Raw genomic sequence first — 21,334 nt, 5'->3', positions numbered from 1 at the left:
CCCAGGAGGAACCACGTGACCCTCACCGGACACTCCCTGATCGCCGGACAAACCGTTGCCGGCGAAGGCAAGACCACCTTCGCCTTCAACCCGGCCACCAACGAACAGCTCGAGCCCGCCTATACCCTGCTCACTGAGGAGCAGCTCAAGGCCGCCACCGCAGCGGCCGCCGAGGCATTCGAGTCCTTCAGCTCGCTTGACCCCGAAACCCACGCAGCATTCCTGGACGCCATCGCGGACAACATCGAAGCCATCGGCGACGAAGTGACTGTCCGCGCTGGCCAGGAGACCGGCCTGCCCGCCGCCCGGTTGCAGGGCGAACGCGCCCGCACCACCGGCCAGCTGCGGCTCTTCGCGAACGTCGTCCGCCAAGGCGACTTCCGCGGCGTCCGCATCGACCCGGCACTCCCGGACCGCACGCCCCTGCCGCGCGCCGACATCCGGCAGCGCCAGATTCCGCTGGGCCCGGTCGCTGTCTTCGGCGCCAGCAACTTCCCGCTGGCCTTCTCGACGGCGGGCGGCGACACCGCCTCGGCCCTCGCCGCAGGCTGCCCCGTGGTCTTCAAAGCACACAACGCCCACCCCGGCACCAGCGAACTCGTGGGCCAGGCCATCGCAAAGGCGGTCAAGGACGCCGGCCTGCACCCGGGCGTCTTCTCCCTTATCTACGGCCCGGGCAGCAGCATCGGCCAGGCCCTCGTGGCGGACCCTGCCATCAAGGCCGTCGGTTTCACCGGCTCCCAGAGCGCCGGCATTGCCCTGATGCGCACCGCCGCCGCACGCCCCGAACCCATCCCCGTATACGCGGAGATGTCCTCCCTCAACCCCGTGTTCGTCTTCCCCGGCGCCCTCAACGGCTCCGCCGAACAGATCGACGCCCTGGCACAGCAGTACATCACCGCCGTCACTGGCAGCTCCGGCCAGCTCTGCACTTCCCCCGGCCTGCTGTTCGCCCCCGCCGGTGAGGCAGGCGACAAACTCGCTGCCGCCGTCGGCCGCGCCGTTTCCGCATGCGCCGGACAGACGATGCTCACCGCAGGCATCGCAGGTTCCTGGAACTCCGGAACCGAGGCGCTCAGCGCCGCCGAGAACGTCAGCATCGTCGGCACCGGAACTCCCGGACCCACCCAGAACGCCCCCGCACCGGCCATCTTCGGCACGGACATCGGCAACTTCATCAGCAACGAGGTCCTGCACGCGGAAATCTTCGGCGCAGCCAGCCTGGTGATCCGCTACTCCTCAGCCGAGGAACTCATCGAGGCAACCAACCGGATCGAGGGACAGCTCACCGCGTCCCTGCAGCTCACCGAAGAGGACTACCCGACGGCGGCACGCCTGATCCCTGCCCTGGAGCAGAAGGTGGGACGCATCATCGTGAACGGCTGGCCCACCGGCGTCGAAGTCGGCCACGCCATGGTCCACGGCGGACCCTTCCCCGCCACCTCTGACACGCGCACCACATCCGTGGGTACGCTGGCCATAAACAGGTTCCTCCGGCCCGTCGCCTACCAGAACCTGCCCCAGGAGCTGCTGCCCGCACCCCTCAAGGACGCCAACCCGTGGCAGCTGAACCGCCGGATCGACGGTGACGTGGTCCCCGCCGCAGAGAAAGAGGAGGTCAACGCATGACCGCCCAGCCAACCATTGCCCGCGTGGAAGTAGTCCCGGTTGCGGGCTATGACAGCATGCTGATGAACCTCAGTGGCGCCCACGGGCCGTTCTTCACCCGGAACGTGGTCATCGTGACGGACTCCGACGGCCGGACCGGCCTCGGCGAGGTCCCGGGCGGTGAGAAGATCCGCACCACCATCGAGGAAGCCGGCAGCCTGATCGCGGGTAAGCCCGTGGCCCGCTACCGCTCCCTGCTCCGCGACATCGCGGCCGAGTTCGCCGACCGCGACGCCGGCGGCCGCGGCCTGCAGACCTTCGACCTGCGCACCACCGTCCACGCCGTCACCGCCGTCGAGTCCGCGCTGCTGGACCTGCACGGCCAGTTCCTCGGCGTCCCGGTGGCAGAACTGCTGGGCGACGGGCAGCAGCGCACCTCCGTTCCCATGCTCGGATACCTGTTTTTCATCGGTGACCACAAGCGGACGGAACTGCCCTACCTGGTGGAGGACGCGCCGTCGGACCGCTGGGAGGAACTGCGCCGCCAGGAGGCAATGACTCCCGAGGCCGTTGTTGCCCTGGCCGAAGCCGCGCAGGAGCGCTACGGCTTCAGCGACTTCAAGCTCAAGGGCGGCGTGCTGTCCGGCGACGACGAGGTAGATGTGGTCACGGCCCTCGCCAAACGCTTCCCCGAGGCCCGCGTCACGCTGGACCCGAACGGCGGCTGGCTGCTCGAGGAGGCCATCCGGCTAGGCAAGCGGATGCAGGGCGTCGTGGCCTACGCCGAGGACCCCTGCGGCGCGGAAGGCCGCTTCTCCGGGCGCGAGGTCATGGCCGAGTTCCGCCGTGCCACCGGACTGAAGACTGCCACCAACATGATCGCCACGGACTGGCGGGAGATGTCCCACGCCATCCGCAGCAACGCCGTCGACATTCCACTGGCGGACCCGCACTTCTGGACCATGCACGGATCGGTCCGCGTGGCGCAGCTGTGCAACGAGTTCGGCCTGACCTGGGGCTCGCACTCGAACAACCACTTCGACATCTCGCTGGCCATGTTCACGCACACCGGCGCGGCAGCACCCGGGGAGATCACCGCACTGGACACGCACTGGATCTGGCAGGACGGGCAGGGCCTCACCAAGAACCCGCTGCAGATCAAGGGCGGCGCCATTGAGGTTCCCGACGCCCCCGGGCTCGGCATCGAACTGGACCGCGACGCGCTGGACAAGGCGCACCAGCTGTACCTGGAGCACGGGCTGGATGCCCGCGACGACAGCATCGGCATGCAGTACTACATCGACGGCTGGTCCTTCGACCCGAAGCGCCCCTGCCTGGTCCGCTAGGGCTGCCGCGGTAGCGCGGTCTCAATCCTCCGCACGGCCGGACCTCCTCGCGCAACGGGAGCCGGCCGTGCGGAATACACATGAATAGAAGGGTCAAGAGTGGGCGGCGTCGTCTCCGGAATACTCATCGTTTCGGCAGTCATCGCCGTCGGCTACCTCGCTGCCAGGTTCCGCATTCTGGGGCCGGAAGTCCAGGGTGCCCTGACCCGCACCGCCTTCTACATCACCAACCCCGCCCTGCTTTATACCGTGGTGGCCGGCTCGGACATCCGGGCCGCACTCGGAACCGATGCCCCGCTGGCGCTGCTTTCGGCAGCGGCTGTGGGGCTTCTCTATTGGCTGCTGAGCTTCCTGTTCTTCCGGCGCCCCGCCGCGGAGACCGCCGTCGGCGCGATGGCCAGCAGCTACGCCAACGCCAACAACATCGGCATTCCGGTCTCGCTGTACGCCGTCGGCACCGCCCAGCACGTGGCGCCGGTGCTCCTGGTGCAGCTGCTGGTCCTGGCCCCGTTCTACCTCACGCTTCTGGGGCTGTTCTCCGGTGCCCGGATTTCGTGGAGGAAGGTGCTGCTCCAGCCGCTGTCCAACCCCATGATCATCGCCTCCGCGCTCGGCGTCGTGGTTGCCGTGACTGGCTGGCAGGAACCGGACCTGCTGCAGAAACCCATCGACATGCTGGCCGGCGGGGCTGTCCCCATGGTGCTTCTCGCGTTTGGCCTGTCACTGGCCGGGAGGGCGCCGCTGCAGAAGGACGACGGCCGCGCAGAGACGCTTGTGGCCACCTTCCTCAAGATCGCCGGCATGCCGCTCATTGTTTGGCTGCTGGGGCGTTATCTCTTTGGCCTGGAGGGGCATCACCTGCTGGCCTGCGTGATCATGGCGGCCCTTCCCACCGCGCAGAACGTCTTCCTCTTCGCTTCCCCCTACGGCCGGGGCATGGCCGTGGCCCGCGACGTCATCCTGTGCACCACCATCCTGTGCGTTGGAACGCTGCTGGTTGTTGCGTGGGCCGCTGGGTAGCTATGTGGTGGACGCTTCCTCGACACCGGAGATGACCGCCAACCGAATCAACCGCGGGACCGGAACCTAGTTTGCTGGGCCGAACGCGTCGCAGGTGGCACGGACGGTGTCCGTCAATGTCGCGGTGAATGGTACCGGTGAGAACGCATGTCTCGTCCTGCCGACGATGGAACTTCTAAGGCGATTTCCTTGGAAGGCCTCAGATTCTTCTCAGGTGTATCGGGGAGGATCGAATAACTCCCCGCTGGATGAACCTGCCAGCTTCGACCAGCGGGATGGACAGTCGGTTCGGGCACGACCATCCCCCCAGTGGCCGCTCGCTCCGACTGTCCAACACTTGCATACTTCCCGCTGGCTGCTGCGTAATTGACCCGTCTAATAACAGCCCTAGGTCGAACGTCGATAATTTCCGTAAACCGCTATAACTTAACCGCGGCGACACAATGGAGAATCGATCCTTGGACGTCCATCGCTCTGCCGGTAAGCACTCCCGATAGCGACCATGTAAGGGGTAACAATGGAAGATGCTGTACCGACGTCGTCGAAGCTCAGGGAAACTCGGCGTACATTGCTGAAGGGACTTACCGGGCTGCCCCAGCCCGGCGACGTGGAACCAGGTGAAATCCCTCGGATTGCCGTTACCATCGACATGCGTCAGCCCGAGTGGGCGAGCATTAGCGACTTTTTATTGGAGGCTCGGGAAGGTCGCTCAGGGTACGCAGTACACGAATTAGGGGAACTTGATCTTCTCCTCGCTTTTGACACTCGGCGAACGCCGCAACGAGATTTGTCGACCAAATTACAAGAAGCACTGTCCATGACGAGCCCCCTCATTTACCCCCTGACTCAGATGATTCAAGACCCGATAGCAGGCTTCATGGGACCAGATAGCTATCCAGTGTCTGCCGAAGTTCGTGCTGCCCTCCTAGATCAAGAACTCATCGTAATCCGCCTTGTTGACCTATCACTTCTCGCAGGAGATTTTTCGGCTGACGGCACCCCCATCAGCATTCGGCTGGTGGAGTGCGATGAGGGCTATGAACTGGCTGTTGTGGTTGCGGGATTGGAGCAGTTCCGTTTCACGTCCAGGGTGGTCGAGCAACTACTCGCGTACCCTGTCGCCTTGTCTTTTTCGTTGGAGCCTCTGCTCGAAGTGGTCAACCAGGTTCTTTCACAAGCCGAAGAGGGTGGGGATGAAATGCCTCATAAAGCAGAAGATGACAAAGTTGATTACTTGACAGCGTTCAGAGACGGAATAACGTCAGCAAACTGAAGGATAAACAACGATACTTCCGTACGAATCGCAATAATTCATCGGATTTTATTTACATATGGCTTATGACGATTGGCGCGAACCAGTCGGGCTGCTGGAAGCAGGCAACTGGCCAGCCACAGGCACAGGTGGACCTCGCAGGTCTCCTGGATTTGCCGCTTGGTACGTCCGTACCCGAAAAAGTTGCGGTGGCGCTGGAGGACCTAGAGCTAAGCATCTAAGGGCGGCGGGTAGCTGAAGCGACTGATCGCCAGCTCCAATACGAAGATGTGGTGCCACACGGGCTCTCAAAGCGTTTGGCATCATCGTGAATCGACTACTACCTGGCGGAGCAGACCATCAGCGCGCTTCGGTCTCTGCAACCTGGTAGGGGCACTCGACTGGTGATAACGACGCAGTTTGCTCTTGAGGGCGAGGAATCTGTGACCTTCGTTGATGTCTGCATTGTCTCTAGAGTCGGCGCCGACGGCCGGGTCTACTTGCCGGAGGAATGGCCACGGAGCTTGGCCGTCCCAACTCCAACGGACAGCGCGGACAGTAACTTCCAGGCGCAGGCCGGCAACATTGAATGCGTTGTATGCCATCAATGCCACGGCCGGCGGTGAGCGCCTCGAAACCCGGGAGTTCCCCTACAACGGGCGGCGGAATCAATCGTGCCATCGCTTGGGTCGCTCGTCGGACCGAAGCCGATCTGGCCACCTTGCGGGTGATCGAGGGCGCGGCTTCCTATGGTGCCGTGCTAGCCGGGGCTGTCGCAGCTGCCGGCTACCAGGTCGCGATGGTTCGTTTATCATCGACATCCACTCCGCAATGAGCTGGTACGCCGTCGGCGGCATTTACAGCGCCACGAAGGCCGCCCTCTGGTCGCGGTCATGAAAAACCACCTCACATGACCACGGCGCTTCCCAAACCCGGATCATCAAACCGACATGCGCGATAACGAGCAGGCAAGGACCACGAATACCCCGCTTCACACGCAGAACGGGCGGTCCGCGGCTCTCCCCTACCGCAGCGATCAGGCTCGTCCTTTGACAAAAATCTGAGTTCGGTCATAATTGAGTATAATCAGTATTTCACGGGCTCCGTCCAAGCGCTGCCCGTACTGACAACCGTGCCCGGCGCTGCAGGATGGCCCCGGCATCGACCCCACAAGGAGCATCACGGCATGCGAGCGTTCGTCGTCACCAAGTACAAGGAGCCGCTGTGCGAGGCGGACGTCCCCGAGCCGATCGTCGGGGACCGCGATGTCCTCGTGCAGGTGCAGGCAGCGGGCCTGAACCAGCTGGACGAGAAGATCAGGCTGGGCGAGTTCAAGCAGATCCTCCCCTACAAACTCCAGCTGATCCTCGGCAACGACGTAGCCGGCACTGTGCTGCGCGTCGGGGAAAAAGTGAAGGGGTTCAAGCCCGGCGATGAGGTCTACGGCCGCCCCGACCAGGACCGCATCGGCACGTTCGCCGAGCGCATTGCCGTCGCCGAGGAAGACCTTGCGCTGAAGCCCGCATCGGCCAGCATGGAGGAGGCCGGCTCGCTGCCGCTGGTGGCGCTGACCGCATGGCAGGCCCTCGTCGAGCAGGGCAACGTCCGACCCGGGCACAAGGTTCTCATTCACGCCGGCGCCGGCGGAGTCGGCTCAATTGCCATCCAGCTCGCCAAGCACCTCGGCGCGACTGTTGCGACCACCGCGAGCGGATCCAACGCCGGCTTCGTGCGCGACCTCGGCGCGGACATCGTGATCGACTACCGCACCCAGGACTTTGAGCTACTGCTTAGCGGGTACGACCTGGTGCTCGACAGCCTCGGCGGGGAGAACCTCGAAAAGTCACTGCGCGTCCTCAAACCCGGGGGCAAGGCTGTCGGGATCTCCGGCCCTCCGGATCCGGCGTTCGCTCGCAAAGCCGGCCTGGGTCCTGTGCTGCGCCTGGCAGTCTCCGCCCTCAGCAGCAAGATTCGGCGGCAGGCCAGGAAGCTCGGCGTCAGCTATGAGTTCCTCTTCATGCGCGCCAGCGGGGACCAACTGCGCCAGATCAGCGCCTTGGTCGACGACGGCGTGCTGCGCCCAGTCGTGGGCAGGGTCTTCAGCTTCGACCAGGCCCCAGAGGCGCTGGAGTCCGTGGCCGCGGGCCGCATCCGCGGCAAAGCAGTGCTCAGCCTCACCGAGTAACCCGCCCCCAGTCTTTTCACCTTACAATCACGCAGGAGAACACCCGCCATGGACAACACCGGCACCCCGCACGACTCCGTCGTCACCTCGTACGCTAAGGCACCAGCCAGCACTGTCACCGTCGAAGGTGTCACCTACGCATACCGCGAGCTGGGGCCCAAGAGCGGCATTCCCGTCGTGTTCTTCGTGCACCTCGCCGGCACATTGGATAACTGGGATCCCCGCATCATCGACCCCATCGCGAAGAACCGCCACGTCATCACCTTCGACCAGCCCGGCGTCGGCGCTTCCACCGGACAGGTTCCCGACAACATCGAAGCAATGGCCGACGACGCCTACACCTTCATCAAGGCCCTCAGGTACGACAGGATCGACATCTTCTCCTTCTCCCTGGGCGGCATGATCGCCCAGGACCTGGCCCTCAAGCATCCCGACCTTGTTCGCAAGCTCGTGCTCACCGGCACCGGCCCGCGGGGCGGAAAGGATATGGACAAGGTGGTCGGCACCACCTACCGGGACATCCTCCGCGCAACCCTGACACGATCCGACCCCAAGGAATTCCTGTTCTTCAACCGCAACACCACCGGCAAGCCAGCCGCGAAAGCGTTCATCAAACGCCTCCAGGAACGCACCGTCAACCGTGACCAGCCGATCAACACCCGTGCATTCCAAACTCAGCTGAAGGCAATCCAGGCGTTCGGCCGCTCCGCCCCGTCAGACCTCTCCACGCTCACTCACCCCACCCTCATCGCCAACGGCGACAACGACCGCATGGTGCCATCCGTCCTCTCCGAAGACCTGCACCGACGCATCAAGGGATCCGAACTGATCATCTACCCAGACTCCGGCCACGGCGCCATCTTCCAGTACCACGCCAAATTCGCCCCCGCCGCCATCGAATTCCTCGCCAACTGACCATCACCGCTCGAGAAATGAACTACTAAAGGCCCGCACTCACTTCCGCAGGTTCGTCACAAGCAACTCGTCCCCGGCAACACGCTTACGACACAGACACAGCGCTTACCTACGTGAACCAGGGTCAAGCCCTCCCACCGCGAGAAGTAGACACGCCGGGGATGCCCCCGGTACTCCGTGGTCGTTACACTCATAACTGACTCCAGTCAGTTACGCCCAGAGGAACCTTCATGCCCGTCGCATCCCAGCCGCTCGGACGACGCGAGCGGAACAAGCAGCAGAAGCTTGACCGCATCACTGCCGCCGCCAGTGAGCTGTTCGCAGAACACGGAATCGAGGAGGTCACCACCCAGCAAATCGCCGATAAAGCCGACATCGGCACCGGAACCCTATTCCTTTACGCAAGGACCAAGGGAGAACTCCTCCTACTCGTGCAGAACGCGCACTACGCACAAGCGCTCGAGCGGGGCCGGGCCAATGCTGAAACCATCCCGGATGCACTGGCTGCGCTGATGGCCATCGTGCGGCCAATCGTGGAGTGCAACCGCGTCCAGGTCGAGAATGGGCGCACCTACCTGCGGGAGATGGTCTTCGGGGACCCGACAGAGCCACACCACAGCGAAGCCCTTTCCATCGTCGCGCAGACCGAGGAGGCCATCGCTGCCATCCTGGGCCGCGACGAACTTTTCAGTCCCGATGATGCAGCAACAACCGCACGCATCGTCTCGGCCGTCATGTTCCTCAGCATGGCAATGAGTGCGAATCCCACTCTTGGCACCGAGGACATCGTGCAGGACATCAGGACCCAGATCCGCCTGCTCCTGCCCCGCTGACCGCAAGCGCAAGAATTTCACCTATCGCCCCCGGCTTATCGCATGTCAGCTAGAACCACACCCCAGCCTGACATCGTCGAATCTGGTGTATTGATGTTCAGGCCTTCTCCGAATTTGAACGCCTCCCTGATTAGGGAGCGGCAGCGAGAAGGTACCGCTCTGGCCAAGCAGCGGGGTGCCTACCGCGGACGTAAGAAAACCCTCACCCCGGAAAGGGGATGAGCTGGTACAGCGTGCTGACAGTGGGATTCCCAAATCCCACTGCCAATGATTCCGGGCGGCCTCCCTTAATTCCTCTCGCAGGGGCTGACCGCCCCACAATTTCAGGTTAGAGGCCACAGGTTGCGCCCATGTTTCTGATAGATGACGCTCTACATCCGAAACCTTGGTGCGACAGGCCCCGGATGGGTATTCGCAGCGTTGGTTCGGGTTAGGACCACCGGGATGCACACAATGACACTGACGGATTTGGTCACCCCCTCACGGACAAGGCCACCGGTAGGGACGCGGCCAGACCGGAAGGGACCGAGTTATTGCGGTTCGCTCAGGATGGGGGCCACCATGGGGGTGCAGAGCATGGACCGTCCGGCCGGCCACCCGACGACCTGCGCGCGCTGTTCTTTCGTGTTGCGCTGCATCTTTAGGGGCTTGACAACAGGTCTGGCGTGAGTCAACCTGTTGCGTATCCTGCTTGTTGTTGCGGAGGACGCACTTGCTGAAATACTGGAGTTACTACCGCTATCCATGGCCTTTTTCCTAAATCGTGCTTGCACATGGATCCTCTAATCCCATGACCACAACGTTCTCGACAACGCCGGTTCCCCCACTAAACCCGTGGTCTCCACGATATGCACACTACCCAGCCCTCCCGGGAGGAAACACATGACTACTTCAGTGAACGTGCCCCTCAATTCACGCGGAAAACTCGCTTCATCATTGCCTGCAGAGCAGCTGGCAGAGATCACTGAGTTGTTTGCGTCCCGGCGCACGGGATATTCCCTCGACGCCCCGTTCTACACGGACCCGACGGTTTTCAAAATCGACATGCAGGCCATATTTGGCAAGCACTGGATCTTTGCCGCCAGCACCCCTGAGCTGCCGGAGCCGGGCGACTACGTCACCGTCGACTACGGGCCCTACTCCCTGATCGTGCTGCGCAACGACGACGGCGGCGTGAACGTCCTGCACAACGTATGCCGCCACCGCGGCGCCCGCGTCCTGACCGAACCCGCGGGGTCAACGGGAAACCTCGTATGCGGCTACCACTCCTGGACCTACTCCCCCAACGGCGATTTGATCCACGCCTCGGCACCGGGGGAAACGAAATTCGACAAGAGCTGCTTCGGCCTCAAGCGCGCCCACGGCCGCGAGGTCGCCGGACTCATCTTCGTTTGCATTGCTGATGAGCCGCCGACAGACTTCGACGAAACCTCAAAGATCTTTGAGCCCTACCTCGCGCCCCACGATCTGTCGAAGACGAAAATCGCCTACCAGCAGAACATCATCGAAGAGGGCAACTGGAAGCTCGTCATGGAGAACAACCGTGAGTGCTATCACTGCGACGGCCACCCGGAGCTCGCCTGCTCCCTCTTTCCCACCTGGGGCCTGACTGAGGGCCTGATCCCGGCCCATCTCGAGGAAGTGTGGAACCGCAACAAGGAAGCACAGTCCTCGCTCGAGGAGCGTTGCCGCCGCTATGGCCTTCCCTATGAGGTCGTCGAGGAGCTCGACACGCGCATAGCGGGGATCCGCATCTCACGCGAATCGCTCGACGGTGAGGGCGAATCGTTCTCGCCCGACGGACGCAGGCTTTCCAAGAAGCTACTCGGTGACTTGCGGGACTTCCGTCTTGGCCGCTGCTCGATGCACCTGCAGCCCAACAGCTGGTTCCACTTCCTCGGGGACCACGTCATCACATTCGGCGTCTTCCCCATCAACGAACACCAGACCCTCGTACGCACCACCTGGCTGGTGGCTGACGACGCCGAGGAAGGCGTTGATTACGATCTGGAGAAACTCACCTACACCTGGAAGCAGACCAATCTGCAGGACAAGGCGTTCGTGGAGCTGTGCCAGAAGGGCGCCAGCAGCCCCGCCTACGAGCCCGGCCCCTATATGAAGAGCGAATACCAGGTGGAGGCGTTCATCAACTGGTACACTCAGCGCGTGCAGGAGCACTTGGCATGATTGAACTCCGCACCGACACGGCAGTCCAGGAACCACAGCGCATTCGCGGTCTTGAGATGCCGTGGAACAGGGTGATGGGCAGCACGGAAGGACCCGCCCGCGCCGCCCACGCATTGGGCCCCTGGCATCCGCAGGAGTTCATGGCCGAATGCGTCGAGACCGTTCCCGAGGCGGGCGGCATGATGACCTTCGTATTCCGCCGCTGCGACGGTGCGCCGCTGGCGTTCCGTGCGGGCCAGTACGTGAACGTCGCCTTTCCCGTGAACGGCGAGGACCAGGATCCGGTGGACCGCAGCTACTCGCTGTCCAGTTCGCCCACCCAGCCGTGGACCTTCAACATCACAGTCAAACGTGATCCCACTGGGCTCGTCTCACCCTGGGTGCACGAGAACGTCAAGCCCGGCACCGTCCTCGAGATGCTCGGACCGGTCGGAGCGTTCCACCTGCCTGACGCCGACCGCCGGGCACGGTACCTCTTGCTGGCCGCTGGCGCAGGCATCACCCCCATCATGTCGATGGTGCGGACCATCCACTCCCTGCCCGGACAGGCCGATGTCGTGGTGCTCTACCACGGAGCGGAGGCCGGAGGCTATGCCTTCCACCAGGAACTGGCCTACATCGCCTCCGTCGACTCGCGAGTCAAGGTCTTCTACTCCCTTGGTGACCGCAGCAAACCCGAAGGGTGGGAATGGCTCAGCGGAAGGCTGACTGCGGCCATGCTCGACGAGGTTGCTCCCGATGCCAACGGCCGTCAGGTCTATGCCTGCGGCCCCGAGGGTTACCTGAACACCGCGACCGAGCTCCTGGAGAAGGTCGGCGTCGATGACACCTCCATCAACATGGAATTCTTCACCGGGGATCGCCAGACGATCCTTGAATACCAGACAGAGATCGCGCTTGCGTCGGACCTCGCGGAGGAAATCGCCGAGGAGATCGCCGATTCCGCCGAAGACTACTACGAAAGCCAGCCCACCGCGTTCGGGCTCTACGAGCCCGGCTATGACGCCGAGGGACCCCTGAAGGCCACGGGCCTGCCTCTGGAAGCCGTCGACCCGGACTCCCCCGCCCCCGACGGCAGGTCGGATCTGGGGCCGGCAGCCGTGACCCCCGACGCCTCGGGCTTTGACACCGTGGGAACGGGAAGCCTCACCCTGTCCTTCATGCGCACAGGCATCAATGTGCGCATCGATCCCGACGAACACATCCTCGGGGCAGCCCAGCGTGCGGGCGTCAGGATCGGCGCGAACTGCAAGGAAGGCATGTGCGGCTCCTGCAAGGTCGTCAAGCTTTCCGGGGAAGTCGAGATGAACCACCAGGGCGGGATCCGGAAACGCGAAATCGATGCAGGCAAGTTCCTGCCCTGCTGCTCTACAGCGCAGAGCGACCTGGTGATCGACGCCTAGCCGCTTCTAGGTGCTCCAGGCCGGACAGCATTAAGGATGCTTTCACGGCAACAGTACAAGTGCGAGAACGCCACGCAAGGCGTTCGTCCCCCAAGCACATCATTCCTTCCCAAATGAACTCACCACCGGCTCGAACACGTGCGATCAAGATGGAGACCACCAAACCCCTGAACACCTTTGTTGTCACATACAGCATGCTGCGACCAGCATCACCGACCATGTGGTCTTCGACGAAGAAACCAACCGGCGGATTGAAATCCCTATGCCCCGGGCTGGCAACCCTGTCGAGTGCCAGCCACCCCTCTGTGGCCTAGCCTGGACTTTCCTCGGATGCCATAAGGCCGGTGGTTCTGGCTTCGGGCACTCTTCAAGCGGGGCCTCCCCAAACGTTCTCGTCGGTGGTCCCGAAAGGGACGAACTCATCTGGAAACGGTTCCAAGATGAACGGATCACGCATCCGGATGTCCTCAAGGCAATGTCGCACTACGGTCATCTGTGTTCCTTTCGTCGGCTTGCCGCCCCACCGCCTACCGGTGCCCGGCCAGTCCGTGCGCCGACACCAGTCTTGACGTCCCCAGTAGCGGTTTGGGCATCAGTTTCGGCCAATGAAAATAAAGAACCTGGATAATGAGGCTGCCGCTGCCCACAACCAGGGACAATTCTCATAAGTAATCCAGCGCTACTACTGACAGGGCGCTACCCCAACGGCTCCCCATTCCCAGCCGTGGAGAACCCGAATTCACCACAACTGTGGACCGCTCAGGTCACCTAGAGGGCAGAAAGTAAAGGCTGGGCCAGGCTGACGGAAGGTCGATTATCGGCGCTCCAGTTTTGCGTCCAGATGGGTCTGACGACTTCCCTTGAAGCGTTGCCTCGGTATATAGAAAAGAGCACGCTGCCAGCTCGGGACTAAATCTGCGCATGTTCCTTCTTAGGAAGCAGTCAAAAGGGAACGAAGACGTCGACAGATAAGCTGGTCACGATTCTTGGGGGGAAGAATGTCGCGTGTCTTTAGGCTTACCGCCGCAGGCGTTCTGTTGCTGACCCTGGCATCGTGCGCCAGGCCGTCCATCGAGGAGATCGGGCGCAACGCCATCGGGGAAAACGCCGCCGAGGGCAAAGAGTGGTTCACCAAGTTCACCGCGTCCACCGATACGACGGACAGGGAGCTGGTGGATTCGAAGCTGAACGGACAGCTGTTCGGTCACTACGCCCATGGCTGGGACCGGGACGGGGACTTCCACACCGAGCACTACTACCGGGAGCACATCACGACCAGCGGCGGGTGGTGGGCCCAGCAAAGGACCGTCAGCGCATGCGTCCGGTTCGAGATGGAGTCGGGGTCGGTGATTGCAACATCGGTGGCTTGCCCGGCCGGGCCCCCGTACTCCGACTACACCGATGAGTGGGTGGTCGTGGCGTGAGCCGGGGGCAAGACGTTGAACTCACAGTCATGCGAACCGCAAGAGAAGGAGAGCTGTGATTCATCCCGGGCGCCAGGTACGAACTGGAAAGACAAAGTGGGGCTGGTGGGTTGTCGGCGGAATCGGCACCCTGATCTTCGCCGCCCTCGTGGCATGGTTCGTCACCGCCAGCGTCAACGAGTCCGCCAAGATCGACAAGATGACCGCCATCGCCGACGGCATACCGGCGGCGGACTGGAAGGCCACCAGGGCCATTGATCCACATCGCGACATTGGCTGCATCCCTTTCGACCAGCCCTGCTACAGCCTGTTCAGGAACTGGGAAGCGCCGGAACCCGTGGACTTGGACGAGCTCGTGGAATCTACCGGCTATGACGTGAAATCGTCATACATAGAGGGCTGCGTGGACGGGGATGTCGACGCGTACAGGGACGGATGGCAGGACAGGGTCCGGTTTCAGCTCTGCGTCGATGGCAACGAGATCGACCTCAGCATGACCGCCAGATAGGGGCGGAGCTACCCGTGAAATATGTCAACTACCTCAACATGACCAAGGCCCAGTCCGAGGCCGCCTTCCGGGAATACATGGACGGGCGCGGGCCGGCGCTGGCGCAGCTGCGAAAGGCTCTGGCGGCCGACGGCCAGGACAGTGCCGTCCTCCTGGACGGCACGATCGAGAGCCTGGTTCCCCTGTGGAGGTGGATCCTGGCCCACCTCACCCGCGCAGGCGATCCCGGAGCCACAGACACCACCAGCGTGCCGCGGGAACAGTGGCCCTCCTGGGCACGGTACGGCTATGAGACCGTAGGCGAGCTCTCGCTGGAGTCGGTGTTCCTGCTGGACGGGCTGGTGTCCTATCTGGGTGACGTCGTGCAGCAGTGCGCACCAGAGGCGCGGTGGGAGATCGCGCACCACCGCATCAAGCAGTACCACCTCAACAAGCACCCTGTCCTGGTCAGCGGCAAGGGGGAGGACCATAACTTTCTCCCGCGCGTGACGACGGTCCACGCCCACGGCAGCCTCACCGGTTTTCGCGAGTCCCCGGATGACACGATGGCCGAGTACGCGCGCGGGCTCATCGAGAAGCTGAACCGTGGCGACCAGCCGGCCGAGGACGATGAGGAGATGGCCGAGGAGGAACCGCTCGTCGAGGTCGAAGACCTGGGCGATGACGAGCTGCGCGGCCGGGAGCTTGAAGTGTCCTTGCGGGAGGACATCGTCTTTGAGCACAACCGGGTGGTGGGCCGCATGCTCAAGGCCCTGAAACAGGAAGACGGCATCACCAGGGTTATCCGCGAGGACCGGGAGGTGCTCCTTGTCGCCACACCGACCTGGAGTACCGATCAGCTTCAGGAGTGGGCGGCACGCTATCTTCAGGACAACATCCGCGACCTGCGGCCCGTCTAAATTAGCCAGGACGACAGAAGGAGCAGCCATGGGTGCGTGGGGATTCCAGGCGTTTGAGAACGACGATGCCTTGGACTGGCTGGAAGAGCTTGAAGCCGGCGGGGCGGAGGTCGTCCGCCAGAGTTTGAACGCGGTCGGTGACGGCTACATCGACGCGCCGGAGGGCAGCGTCGCCGTCGCGGCCGCCGAGATCACCGCAGCAGCGCAGGGAAGCCCGCACGGTGACCTGCCCGAGGATGTCGCAACGTGGGTGACCGCGCACGGGGCCGAGCTTGCCGAGCTGTGGGACGAGGCCGACGAGCCGGAGTGGAAGGAGTCCCTGGACAACCTTTGCCGTACGGCTCCGCGCGGCGCTGCGCTAATGGGTTCTTCAGTCTTTGCACGCCCCGCTTAGACTGCTCCAGTGAAGCGGAATAACCACTCGGGTTCCATGGGAAAGCCTCCTGGTGTGCAGCGTAACAACGATCCCAACCAGCGGCCCAGCAACGGAAGCCTCCGATTCTGGGCCGGATTCTGGGCTGTGTTCTGGACTCTCCTCTTTGGAGTGGGGGCTGCGGTTGGATATGTCTTCCTGACCAACCTGATCGTTGGGCGGCCATTCGGCATCCTGTCGGTCCTGTTCTTCGTGCTTGGATGCGGCCTCGGACTCGCCCTGTATCTCCGCGGTTACTCGAACCGCGCCCGTAAGAAGCGTGAGGAGTTTGTGAGGGCTGGCGGCGATCCCACGGGAATTACTCCCTGGATGTTCGGCGCGATGACAGGCCGTATCACCGAGGACGGCATATGGGAGTGGTACACCTATTCAGGCTCAAACGGAGAGTCAAGCGCTATATAGCCGGGCAATCCATGCTGAGGTTATGCCGCTGTGATGGTCAAGCCATTGGCAGGTGCGCGCTGGACCGACGACGGAGCTGGGGGCCGCTGGCGTGGGAGACGCCAGTCGGCAGTCCGCCGCCGGCCGGTTACAACTCTACGCCGCCCCATACTGGCGAGCATCTGGCGGTCTGCCCGGGTGTTCTGGACTGGGCCGCGCATCCGTTGAGCGCGTGCCAGCAACGGGAAACTTAGGGTGTGATGCCCCTCACAGCTCGGGCGGGAACCGGGTCAGCATGCTTGTCGTCACCGCCGCACCTCTGTCGCGAGCGTTTGAAGTCGTCAGTCGATGCGGGAACGGCGGGTAGGCGGCTGAAGAGTCTTTCCTGATGCCTTTCGAAGGCGTACCGCCTTGCGTTCCTTCAGGTACTGCAACCAGGCAACAATCGGGAGCAGCACCAGAATGATGGCCGGGAGGATCAGATCGGGCGCAGAAGCGGGTTCACTCGAGTACACCAGGCCAGCGAGGGCTTAGGAATCCATACACAAACATCGTGACCGAGATGAGTGTGAGAAGGATGGCAAGGAAGAGTATCCCTCCAGCGGAGGTGTAGGGCTTGATACCGACGTACTTGGGCCCTTTGTACCCTCCGTATTCTTCGACTGTAAGCCCCTGCTTCTCAGCCTCGATCTCAATCTGTCGTGCGTAGTATCCCTTGTGGCCACGTGGAAGGTTTTCGGGTTGACCGCTCATTTCAGGGTTTCTCCTCGTGTGGTGGGGTACCTGGTTCTGCATCGTCCTCCTGCCGAGCCTATAACGGTGGCGTCGGGCGAAAACCTCAAGGGCCGCGTCGGCATCCTCCTGAAGGTGACAAGCAAGGAAGACTAGATCCATGACTCGATCTATCCGCCTGACTGTCCTTGCACTGATGCTCGTTGCCACCGTGTTCTCCCTGTCGGCCTGCGGCTACGAGGAGAAGAAAGCCACGATTGAGCGGGCCCTGGAAGAGAACGTGGAATCTATTCCCGGCGTCACTGAGGTCGACCCCGACGTCAACGCCAACACCTCGGGGACGTTCATCACGCTGAAAATCACTGCCGACAGCTACGATGAGGACGAGCTGAAGAGCGTCGCGAAGGAAGCTCTCACCACCATCCTGAAAGACCCCCGGATCGGAAACGCATCGTTCTCGATGGGCGTTTTCAGCCCAGACGATTCGATCAACATCGGTCCTTCCGACGTTGGGTGTATCGGCACGGGCACGACGGATAGCCTCCGGGGGTGCTTCGCATAACGGTCAACAACAGAGGGCCCGTCCTTATCAATTGGAGGGGCCCTCTGCTGCATATTGGATCAGACCGGCTTTGAAAAAGAGTTCCTCAATCCGGGATGGGACTGGTTCGAGGGGGAGGATCAGGCGCTGGGCCAGTCCATCTGCTTTGCTGTCGGTTCCGGCACGCCGCGCTCGTTACGCAGGCGCTTGGCCTTCGCGGCGGTTAGGGCCATTCGGGCGCTGTACACCACGCCGCCGGCAGATGCCGCCGTCAGGAAAAGGACATCCCAGAGCGGGTCCTGGCCCTGACCTGTCGGTGCGAGCACCAGCAGGATCGAGCCCACAGCAACGGCGGCGAAGACCACGGCCAGCACGATGAAGCCGGCAGCCGACCGCACCTGGGGTTGGGAGCTGGCCGTGACGATACCGATCTCGTCCCTGGCGTAGCTGTGGAGCCTGCCGTCCACGGTGCGGCTCAACACGCGCTTCTGTCCGCGCGCCAGCGCCTGCGCGTGCTCGCTGCGGACCTGGTCATCGGTGCTTGGCATCTCTCCCCCAAAATCTGGTCGGCAGCCTTCCCAAGCTGCCCGAATCAACTCTAGCGCCAGCGGCTTGAGGAGCCCGACGGAAGCCTCGCGGAGAGAATTGGGACGCCCAGCAATCAGTTTTAGGCCTGCAACGGCTCGTCACAGGCCTTCCAGGCCTTCCGGGCGCCAATGCTGGTCTCCTCGATGACCAGCAGCCTCTTGGGGTTTTCGTCCCACACGTTGCCCACGGAGTTGCACCAGGCCGGGTGGTAGACCTTTCCCGAGCTGACCACGTACACCTGGCCGGGACCAACCTTGGGAGACCCATCACTGCGTCGGGAAGCCGGCTCGACGGCGCGCAGCTCCCCCAGCTCTTTGGATTCCAGCTTGGCTTTGGCTGCTGCCTGCCAGGCGCGGCGCGGACGGGGCGTCATGCTGGAGCCTCGACCTCAGTGTGGGTGGCGAGGTCGATCAGCGAGCCGTCCGTATCCGTAACGGTGACGATGCCCTGCTTGGTCGCTGCCTTTGAACACTTCTTGCAGCCACTCAGCAGGAACCACACGCGGGCCACAGAGCCTGTCTACTGGCCGCACAAGGTCATGGCCATTGCGGAATCCAGGGCAAGATGTGTCGAGGTGTCGCCGGCCGTGTTGACCACCATGACGTCCTGGGTGCGCTTCCAGTCCGGGCCGTACGCCTCGTTGGCAAGGATGTTAGGCACGCTGTTGCGGATGGTGACCTGTTCGGGTTCAGACATGGGGTCATCCCATGCGGGTATAGCAGCTTCCCTGGAGAGGACCGCCCCCACGCCAGTCTCACCCTCTCCTCTCGCGGGACTTGGCCAAGAGATTGCGCAGCTACCTAGTTAGTGACACTATCTATCTGTGAGTGAAATCGACTTTGACCAGGAGCTGACCCGCGCAGCGCTCCCGCAGGCAGTGCTCGCGGTCCTCAGCCACGGTGAGCGTCATGGCTACGCCATCGCTGAAACTCTTCGGCAGCACGGCTTCACGCGAATCAAAGGCGGGACGCTCTACCCGCTCCTGAAGCGACTGGAGGACCAGGGTCTCGTGGAGCACACGTGGCAGCACGACCAGGCAGGCCCGGGCCGCAAGCAGTTCAGACTCACGGAGCAGGGCCGCCAGGAACTGGAGCGCTCAGCGACAGCCTGGCGGGCGATGAGCCAGGCACTCACGGACATCCAGACAACGCGATAGGAACGACCATGAGCTACGAGCGAAGACTGACTTTCAACCTCAGAGTGCGCGGGCTCTCTGAGTCAGAAATAGCGGAAGTCCTCGATGATGTCCGGGCCCACGAGGCAGCCACGGGGACTCCTGCGGAAGCCGAATTCGGCACAGCCGAGGAGTACGCGAAGCAGTTCCCCAAGAAGAAGAGGCGGACACTGGGAAGGACCATCACAAGCATCGGGACAGCCTTGGCGATTGCATATCTTCTCCTCGCGGTCCTTCTGATGCTTCTGTTTAAAATCGACATTCGCGACTTCGTGGGGCCGATCACGCTCCAGCCAGCCGCCATGGTGATCCTGACCAGCATCGTGGCCGGATTCCTGACTGACTACTTCCGTCCCGTGCAGCGCTCCGGCGCTGCAAGCTCAGAAGTCCGCTAGGTTTGGCTAAGCCCTCCCCCTGGGCCCGCCAACGTCATGGCGGAGCTGCTTCAGTTGGCTGTCGTTTCAGTGGTGTGCCGCACAAATGTCTGAACCCGCCGGCATGACCGTTCCCTGCCCGAAGGCGCGGCCTTCCCCGCTTCTTCCGGCCCAAACAACACCGCCTCCAGGGCAGGGCATCGCCTCGAACGCCATGCCTCACGCTGGGGCCGCAGGTGGCGTCCGTCATCCTCGACCACTTTCCAGCCCGCCGCTGGCAGTGCTGCCCGATAGTGCTGCAACACGTCAGCGTCTCCTGAGAGAACAAACCAGCGGGTACAACCGCCGACAACACTTATGCCGCCACCCCTGAAATGGCCGATGTGACTGACGGAATCGAACGCCTGCTGGGGATAACCTGAAATAGCCCAGCCGCGGACGGATCAGACTCGCCACTAGTTACGGCCGTCCGACAAGTCAGCCATGCCGCTGCTGCACAGGACGTGTTAGCGCTCACTTTGCTTTTACTTTGGCTCCCGTTCATTTGATTTGGACAAAGTCGACAGTGGTCTCGCCCCCGACGGGCGGTAATTCAATCACTCCACAAGAGGTTCAAATTCGTGTATCCGTCCCCTTCTCTCCGAACAAACCGATTGCCAAGGCCCCTAGGTATAACCGCAGCTGTTCTGGCTTTGCTGGCCACCTGCACCATGGTTAGCCCTGCCGCCACCGCCGCTCCAGTCCCTGCTATGCAGCCCGACCCGTCGCTGATCACTGCGCCGCTGCAGATCACCGAAGTCACGCCCGATACGTCCAACGTGGGCACCGCCGATGGCTTCGAGTTCATCGAGGTGTACAACGCTTCTTCCGACCCGGTCGATTTCAGCGATTACACCCTCCGCTACCTCTACCCCCGCGCGGATCTGACTAACTCCAACGTGGTGGACTGGCCGTCCGTGCCTCGTGACGTTTCCATCGCACCGGGCGGCACCTTGGTCTTCTGGATCAAGAATGGCCAGAACGATTCATTGACCGGCGCTGACTTCAACGCCAAGTTCGGTTCCTCGCTGGTCATGGGTGAGAACCTGGTTGAGGTTTTTACCGGGGGCATGGCCAACGGATCGCCACGCGGGCTGGAGATCGCTACGAACACCGGCTTCGGCCTGAACCGCGCCTATTACAACCTTGACGGTGCCGACAACACCTCGGCCAATCAGGGCATCCAATTCGCGGTCAACCCTGAGGACCTCTCCCGGCAGACCCTGACCGGCATAGCTGCAGCTTCACCCGGAAGCGTCACGCCGAATCAGGTTCCGGCAGGACTCATGGTGCTTCCCGTCGACTCGGTGGAACCGTCGGTGACGGACTCAACTGCACCAAGCATCAACCCCGCGGCAGACTTCTCATTCGAAGCGACTGCCACAGACGACCAGCAGGTTCGCACGGTCACCTGAACCTGCGCAGCGACCTTGCGCCCGAATTTCAGACCCACTACCTGAAGGCCGGACAGGACGACCGATACGAACACGTC

At 62.6% G+C, this 21,334-nt stretch carries 22 protein-coding genes and 2 pseudogenes; 20 read left to right on the top strand and 4 right to left on the bottom strand.

The genetic code is table 11. The features are described from left to right. Positions 1-15: 15 nt before the first annotated feature. The 16 genes and pseudogenes from AC5RWD_RS14900 to AC5RWD_RS14825 all read left to right on the top strand — a co-directional run bounded on the left by AC5RWD_RS14900 (position 16) and on the right by AC5RWD_RS14825 (position 16,415). Positions 16-1,629 (top strand): aldehyde dehydrogenase (NADP(+)), encoded by a 1,614-nt coding sequence (locus AC5RWD_RS14900; RefSeq protein WP_494020745.1) that lies wholly within the window; start codon positions 16-18, stop codon positions 1,627-1,629. Beyond that, positions 1,626-2,954 (top strand): enolase C-terminal domain-like protein, encoded by a 1,329-nt coding sequence (locus AC5RWD_RS14895; protein WP_494020744.1) that lies wholly within the window; start codon positions 1,626-1,628, stop codon positions 2,952-2,954. The genes AC5RWD_RS14900 and AC5RWD_RS14895 overlap by 4 nt, the downstream gene beginning before the upstream one ends. Positions 2,955-3,053: 99 nt before the next feature. Next, complete coding sequence (locus AC5RWD_RS14890; protein ID WP_494020743.1) at positions 3,054-3,974, top strand: AEC family transporter; 921 nt, start codon at positions 3,054-3,056, stop codon at positions 3,972-3,974. Positions 3,975-4,491: 517 nt separating this feature from the next. Beyond that, positions 4,492-5,247, top strand: coding sequence for a hypothetical protein (locus AC5RWD_RS14885; protein WP_494020742.1), 756 nt, complete (start codon positions 4,492-4,494; stop codon positions 5,245-5,247). A gap of 567 nt (positions 5,248-5,814) precedes the next feature. Next, positions 5,815-6,022: pseudogene (locus tag AC5RWD_RS14880) on the top strand (IS110 family transposase); the annotation flags it as partial. 390 nt (positions 6,023-6,412) lie between these two features. Next, positions 6,413-7,411, top strand: a complete 999-nt coding sequence (locus AC5RWD_RS14875; RefSeq protein ID WP_494020741.1) for an NADP-dependent oxidoreductase — start codon at positions 6,413-6,415, stop codon at positions 7,409-7,411. Between the two features lie 48 nt (positions 7,412-7,459). After that, positions 7,460-8,326 carry an alpha/beta fold hydrolase gene (locus AC5RWD_RS14870; RefSeq protein ID WP_494020740.1) on the top strand — a complete coding sequence of 289 codons (867 nt, stop codon included), beginning with the start codon at positions 7,460-7,462 and terminating at the stop codon, positions 8,324-8,326. A gap of 230 nt (positions 8,327-8,556) precedes the next feature. Beyond that, positions 8,557-9,159, top strand: a complete 603-nt coding sequence (locus AC5RWD_RS14865) for a TetR/AcrR family transcriptional regulator (RefSeq protein WP_494020739.1) — start codon at positions 8,557-8,559, stop codon at positions 9,157-9,159. 101 nt (positions 9,160-9,260) lie between these two features. After that, positions 9,261-9,415 (top strand): annotated as a pseudogene (locus AC5RWD_RS14860) (recombinase family protein); the annotation flags it as partial. A 626-nt stretch (positions 9,416-10,041) separates the two neighbouring features. Continuing rightward, complete coding sequence (locus AC5RWD_RS14855; protein ID WP_494020738.1) at positions 10,042-11,346, top strand: aromatic ring-hydroxylating oxygenase subunit alpha; 1,305 nt, start codon at positions 10,042-10,044, stop codon at positions 11,344-11,346. Then, entirely contained in the window at positions 11,343-12,749 is a 1,407-nt protein-coding gene (locus AC5RWD_RS14850) for a ferredoxin reductase (RefSeq protein WP_494020737.1), read from the top strand. Before AC5RWD_RS14855 ends, AC5RWD_RS14850 begins: the two co-directional genes overlap by 4 nt. Positions 12,750-13,747: 998 nt before the next feature. Continuing rightward, a complete protein-coding gene (locus AC5RWD_RS14845; protein WP_494020736.1) occupies positions 13,748-14,173 on the top strand; it encodes a hypothetical protein in 426 nt (141 codons plus the stop codon). Positions 14,174-14,228: 55 nt separating this feature from the next. After that, on the top strand, positions 14,229-14,681 hold the full coding sequence (locus AC5RWD_RS14840; protein WP_494020735.1) for a hypothetical protein: 453 nt from the start codon (positions 14,229-14,231) through the stop codon (positions 14,679-14,681). A gap of 14 nt (positions 14,682-14,695) precedes the next feature. Beyond that, positions 14,696-15,580, top strand: a complete 885-nt coding sequence (locus tag AC5RWD_RS14835; protein WP_494020734.1) for a hypothetical protein — start codon at positions 14,696-14,698, stop codon at positions 15,578-15,580. A 28-nt stretch (positions 15,581-15,608) separates the two neighbouring features. Further along, positions 15,609-15,974, top strand: a complete 366-nt coding sequence (locus AC5RWD_RS14830; RefSeq protein ID WP_494020733.1) for a DUF4259 domain-containing protein — start codon at positions 15,609-15,611, stop codon at positions 15,972-15,974. Positions 15,975-16,028: 54 nt separating this feature from the next. After that, positions 16,029-16,415 (top strand): hypothetical protein, encoded by a 387-nt coding sequence (locus AC5RWD_RS14825; protein WP_494020732.1) that lies wholly within the window; start codon positions 16,029-16,031, stop codon positions 16,413-16,415. A gap of 480 nt (positions 16,416-16,895) precedes the next feature. Here AC5RWD_RS14825 and AC5RWD_RS14820 read toward each other — a convergent pair whose 3' ends face one another. Beyond that, positions 16,896-17,288, bottom strand: coding sequence for a hypothetical protein (locus AC5RWD_RS14820; RefSeq protein ID WP_494020731.1), 393 nt, complete (start codon positions 17,286-17,288; stop codon positions 16,896-16,898). Between AC5RWD_RS14820 and AC5RWD_RS14815 the strand changes: the two genes are divergently transcribed. After that, complete coding sequence (locus AC5RWD_RS14815; RefSeq protein WP_494020730.1) at positions 17,287-17,688, top strand: hypothetical protein; 402 nt, start codon at positions 17,287-17,289, stop codon at positions 17,686-17,688. The genes AC5RWD_RS14820 and AC5RWD_RS14815 overlap by 2 nt on opposite strands. Before the next feature lie 119 nt (positions 17,689-17,807). Here the strand turns inward: AC5RWD_RS14815 and AC5RWD_RS14810 are convergent, their stop codons facing one another. The 3 genes from AC5RWD_RS14810 to AC5RWD_RS14800 form a co-directional block, all read right to left on the bottom strand. Next, positions 17,808-18,215, bottom strand: a complete 408-nt coding sequence (locus AC5RWD_RS14810; RefSeq protein ID WP_494020729.1) for a hypothetical protein — start codon at positions 18,213-18,215, stop codon at positions 17,808-17,810. 119 nt (positions 18,216-18,334) lie between these two features. Then, positions 18,335-18,628, bottom strand: a complete 294-nt coding sequence (locus tag AC5RWD_RS14805) for a hypothetical protein (protein ID WP_494020728.1) — start codon at positions 18,626-18,628, stop codon at positions 18,335-18,337. A 146-nt stretch (positions 18,629-18,774) separates the two neighbouring features. After that, a complete protein-coding gene (locus AC5RWD_RS14800) occupies positions 18,775-18,951 on the bottom strand; it encodes a hypothetical protein (protein ID WP_494020727.1) in 177 nt (58 codons plus the stop codon). A gap of 127 nt (positions 18,952-19,078) precedes the next feature. On the opposite strand from AC5RWD_RS14800, the gene AC5RWD_RS14795 reads away from it, so the two are divergent. From AC5RWD_RS14795 to AC5RWD_RS14785, 3 genes are all read left to right on the top strand, one after another. Then, positions 19,079-19,411, top strand: coding sequence for a PadR family transcriptional regulator (locus AC5RWD_RS14795; RefSeq protein WP_494020726.1), 333 nt, complete (start codon positions 19,079-19,081; stop codon positions 19,409-19,411). A gap of 8 nt (positions 19,412-19,419) precedes the next feature. Continuing rightward, on the top strand, positions 19,420-19,824 hold the full coding sequence (locus tag AC5RWD_RS14790; protein ID WP_494020725.1) for a hypothetical protein: 405 nt from the start codon (positions 19,420-19,422) through the stop codon (positions 19,822-19,824). Between the two features lie 728 nt (positions 19,825-20,552). Then, a complete protein-coding gene (locus AC5RWD_RS14785; protein WP_494020724.1) occupies positions 20,553-21,257 on the top strand; it encodes a lamin tail domain-containing protein in 705 nt (234 codons plus the stop codon). Positions 21,258-21,334: the final 77 nt, after the last annotated feature.

This window comes from Arthrobacter sp. CMU6, assembly GCF_059090205.1.
Note: the sequence above shows the minus strand (reverse complement) of the source record. Positions and strands in the feature narration are given on the sequence as shown.

Bases quoted from the DNA above. Each gene is read 5' to 3' on its own strand.
- AC5RWD_RS14895 (WP_494020744.1), top strand. From the start codon at position 1,626: ATGACCGCCCAGCCAACCATTGCCCGCGTGGAAGTAGTCCCGGTTGCG.
- AC5RWD_RS14885 (WP_494020742.1), top strand. From the start codon at position 4,492: ATGGAAGATGCTGTACCGACGTCGTCGAAGCTCAGGGAAACTCGGCGT.
- AC5RWD_RS14875 (WP_494020741.1), top strand. From the start codon at position 6,413: ATGCGAGCGTTCGTCGTCACCAAGTACAAGGAGCCGCTGTGCGAGGCG.
- AC5RWD_RS14870 (WP_494020740.1), top strand. From the start codon at position 7,460: ATGGACAACACCGGCACCCCGCACGACTCCGTCGTCACCTCGTACGCT.
- AC5RWD_RS14865 (WP_494020739.1), top strand. From the start codon at position 8,557: ATGCCCGTCGCATCCCAGCCGCTCGGACGACGCGAGCGGAACAAGCAG.
- AC5RWD_RS14855 (WP_494020738.1), top strand. From the start codon at position 10,042: ATGACTACTTCAGTGAACGTGCCCCTCAATTCACGCGGAAAACTCGCT.
- AC5RWD_RS14850 (WP_494020737.1), top strand. From the start codon at position 11,343: ATGATTGAACTCCGCACCGACACGGCAGTCCAGGAACCACAGCGCATT.
- AC5RWD_RS14845 (WP_494020736.1), top strand. From the start codon at position 13,748: ATGTCGCGTGTCTTTAGGCTTACCGCCGCAGGCGTTCTGTTGCTGACC.
- AC5RWD_RS14830 (WP_494020733.1), top strand. From the start codon at position 15,609: ATGGGTGCGTGGGGATTCCAGGCGTTTGAGAACGACGATGCCTTGGAC.
- AC5RWD_RS14815 (WP_494020730.1), top strand. From the start codon at position 17,287: ATGACTCGATCTATCCGCCTGACTGTCCTTGCACTGATGCTCGTTGCC.
- AC5RWD_RS14820 (WP_494020731.1), bottom strand. From the start codon at position 17,288: ATGGATCTAGTCTTCCTTGCTTGTCACCTTCAGGAGGATGCCGACGCG.
- AC5RWD_RS14810 (WP_494020729.1), bottom strand. From the start codon at position 18,215: ATGCCAAGCACCGATGACCAGGTCCGCAGCGAGCACGCGCAGGCGCTG.
- AC5RWD_RS14805 (WP_494020728.1), bottom strand. From the start codon at position 18,628: ATGACGCCCCGTCCGCGCCGCGCCTGGCAGGCAGCAGCCAAAGCCAAG.
- AC5RWD_RS14800 (WP_494020727.1), bottom strand. From the start codon at position 18,951: ATGTCTGAACCCGAACAGGTCACCATCCGCAACAGCGTGCCTAACATC.
- AC5RWD_RS14790 (WP_494020725.1), top strand. From the start codon at position 19,420: ATGAGCTACGAGCGAAGACTGACTTTCAACCTCAGAGTGCGCGGGCTC.
- AC5RWD_RS14785 (WP_494020724.1), top strand. From the start codon at position 20,553: ATGCAGCCCGACCCGTCGCTGATCACTGCGCCGCTGCAGATCACCGAA.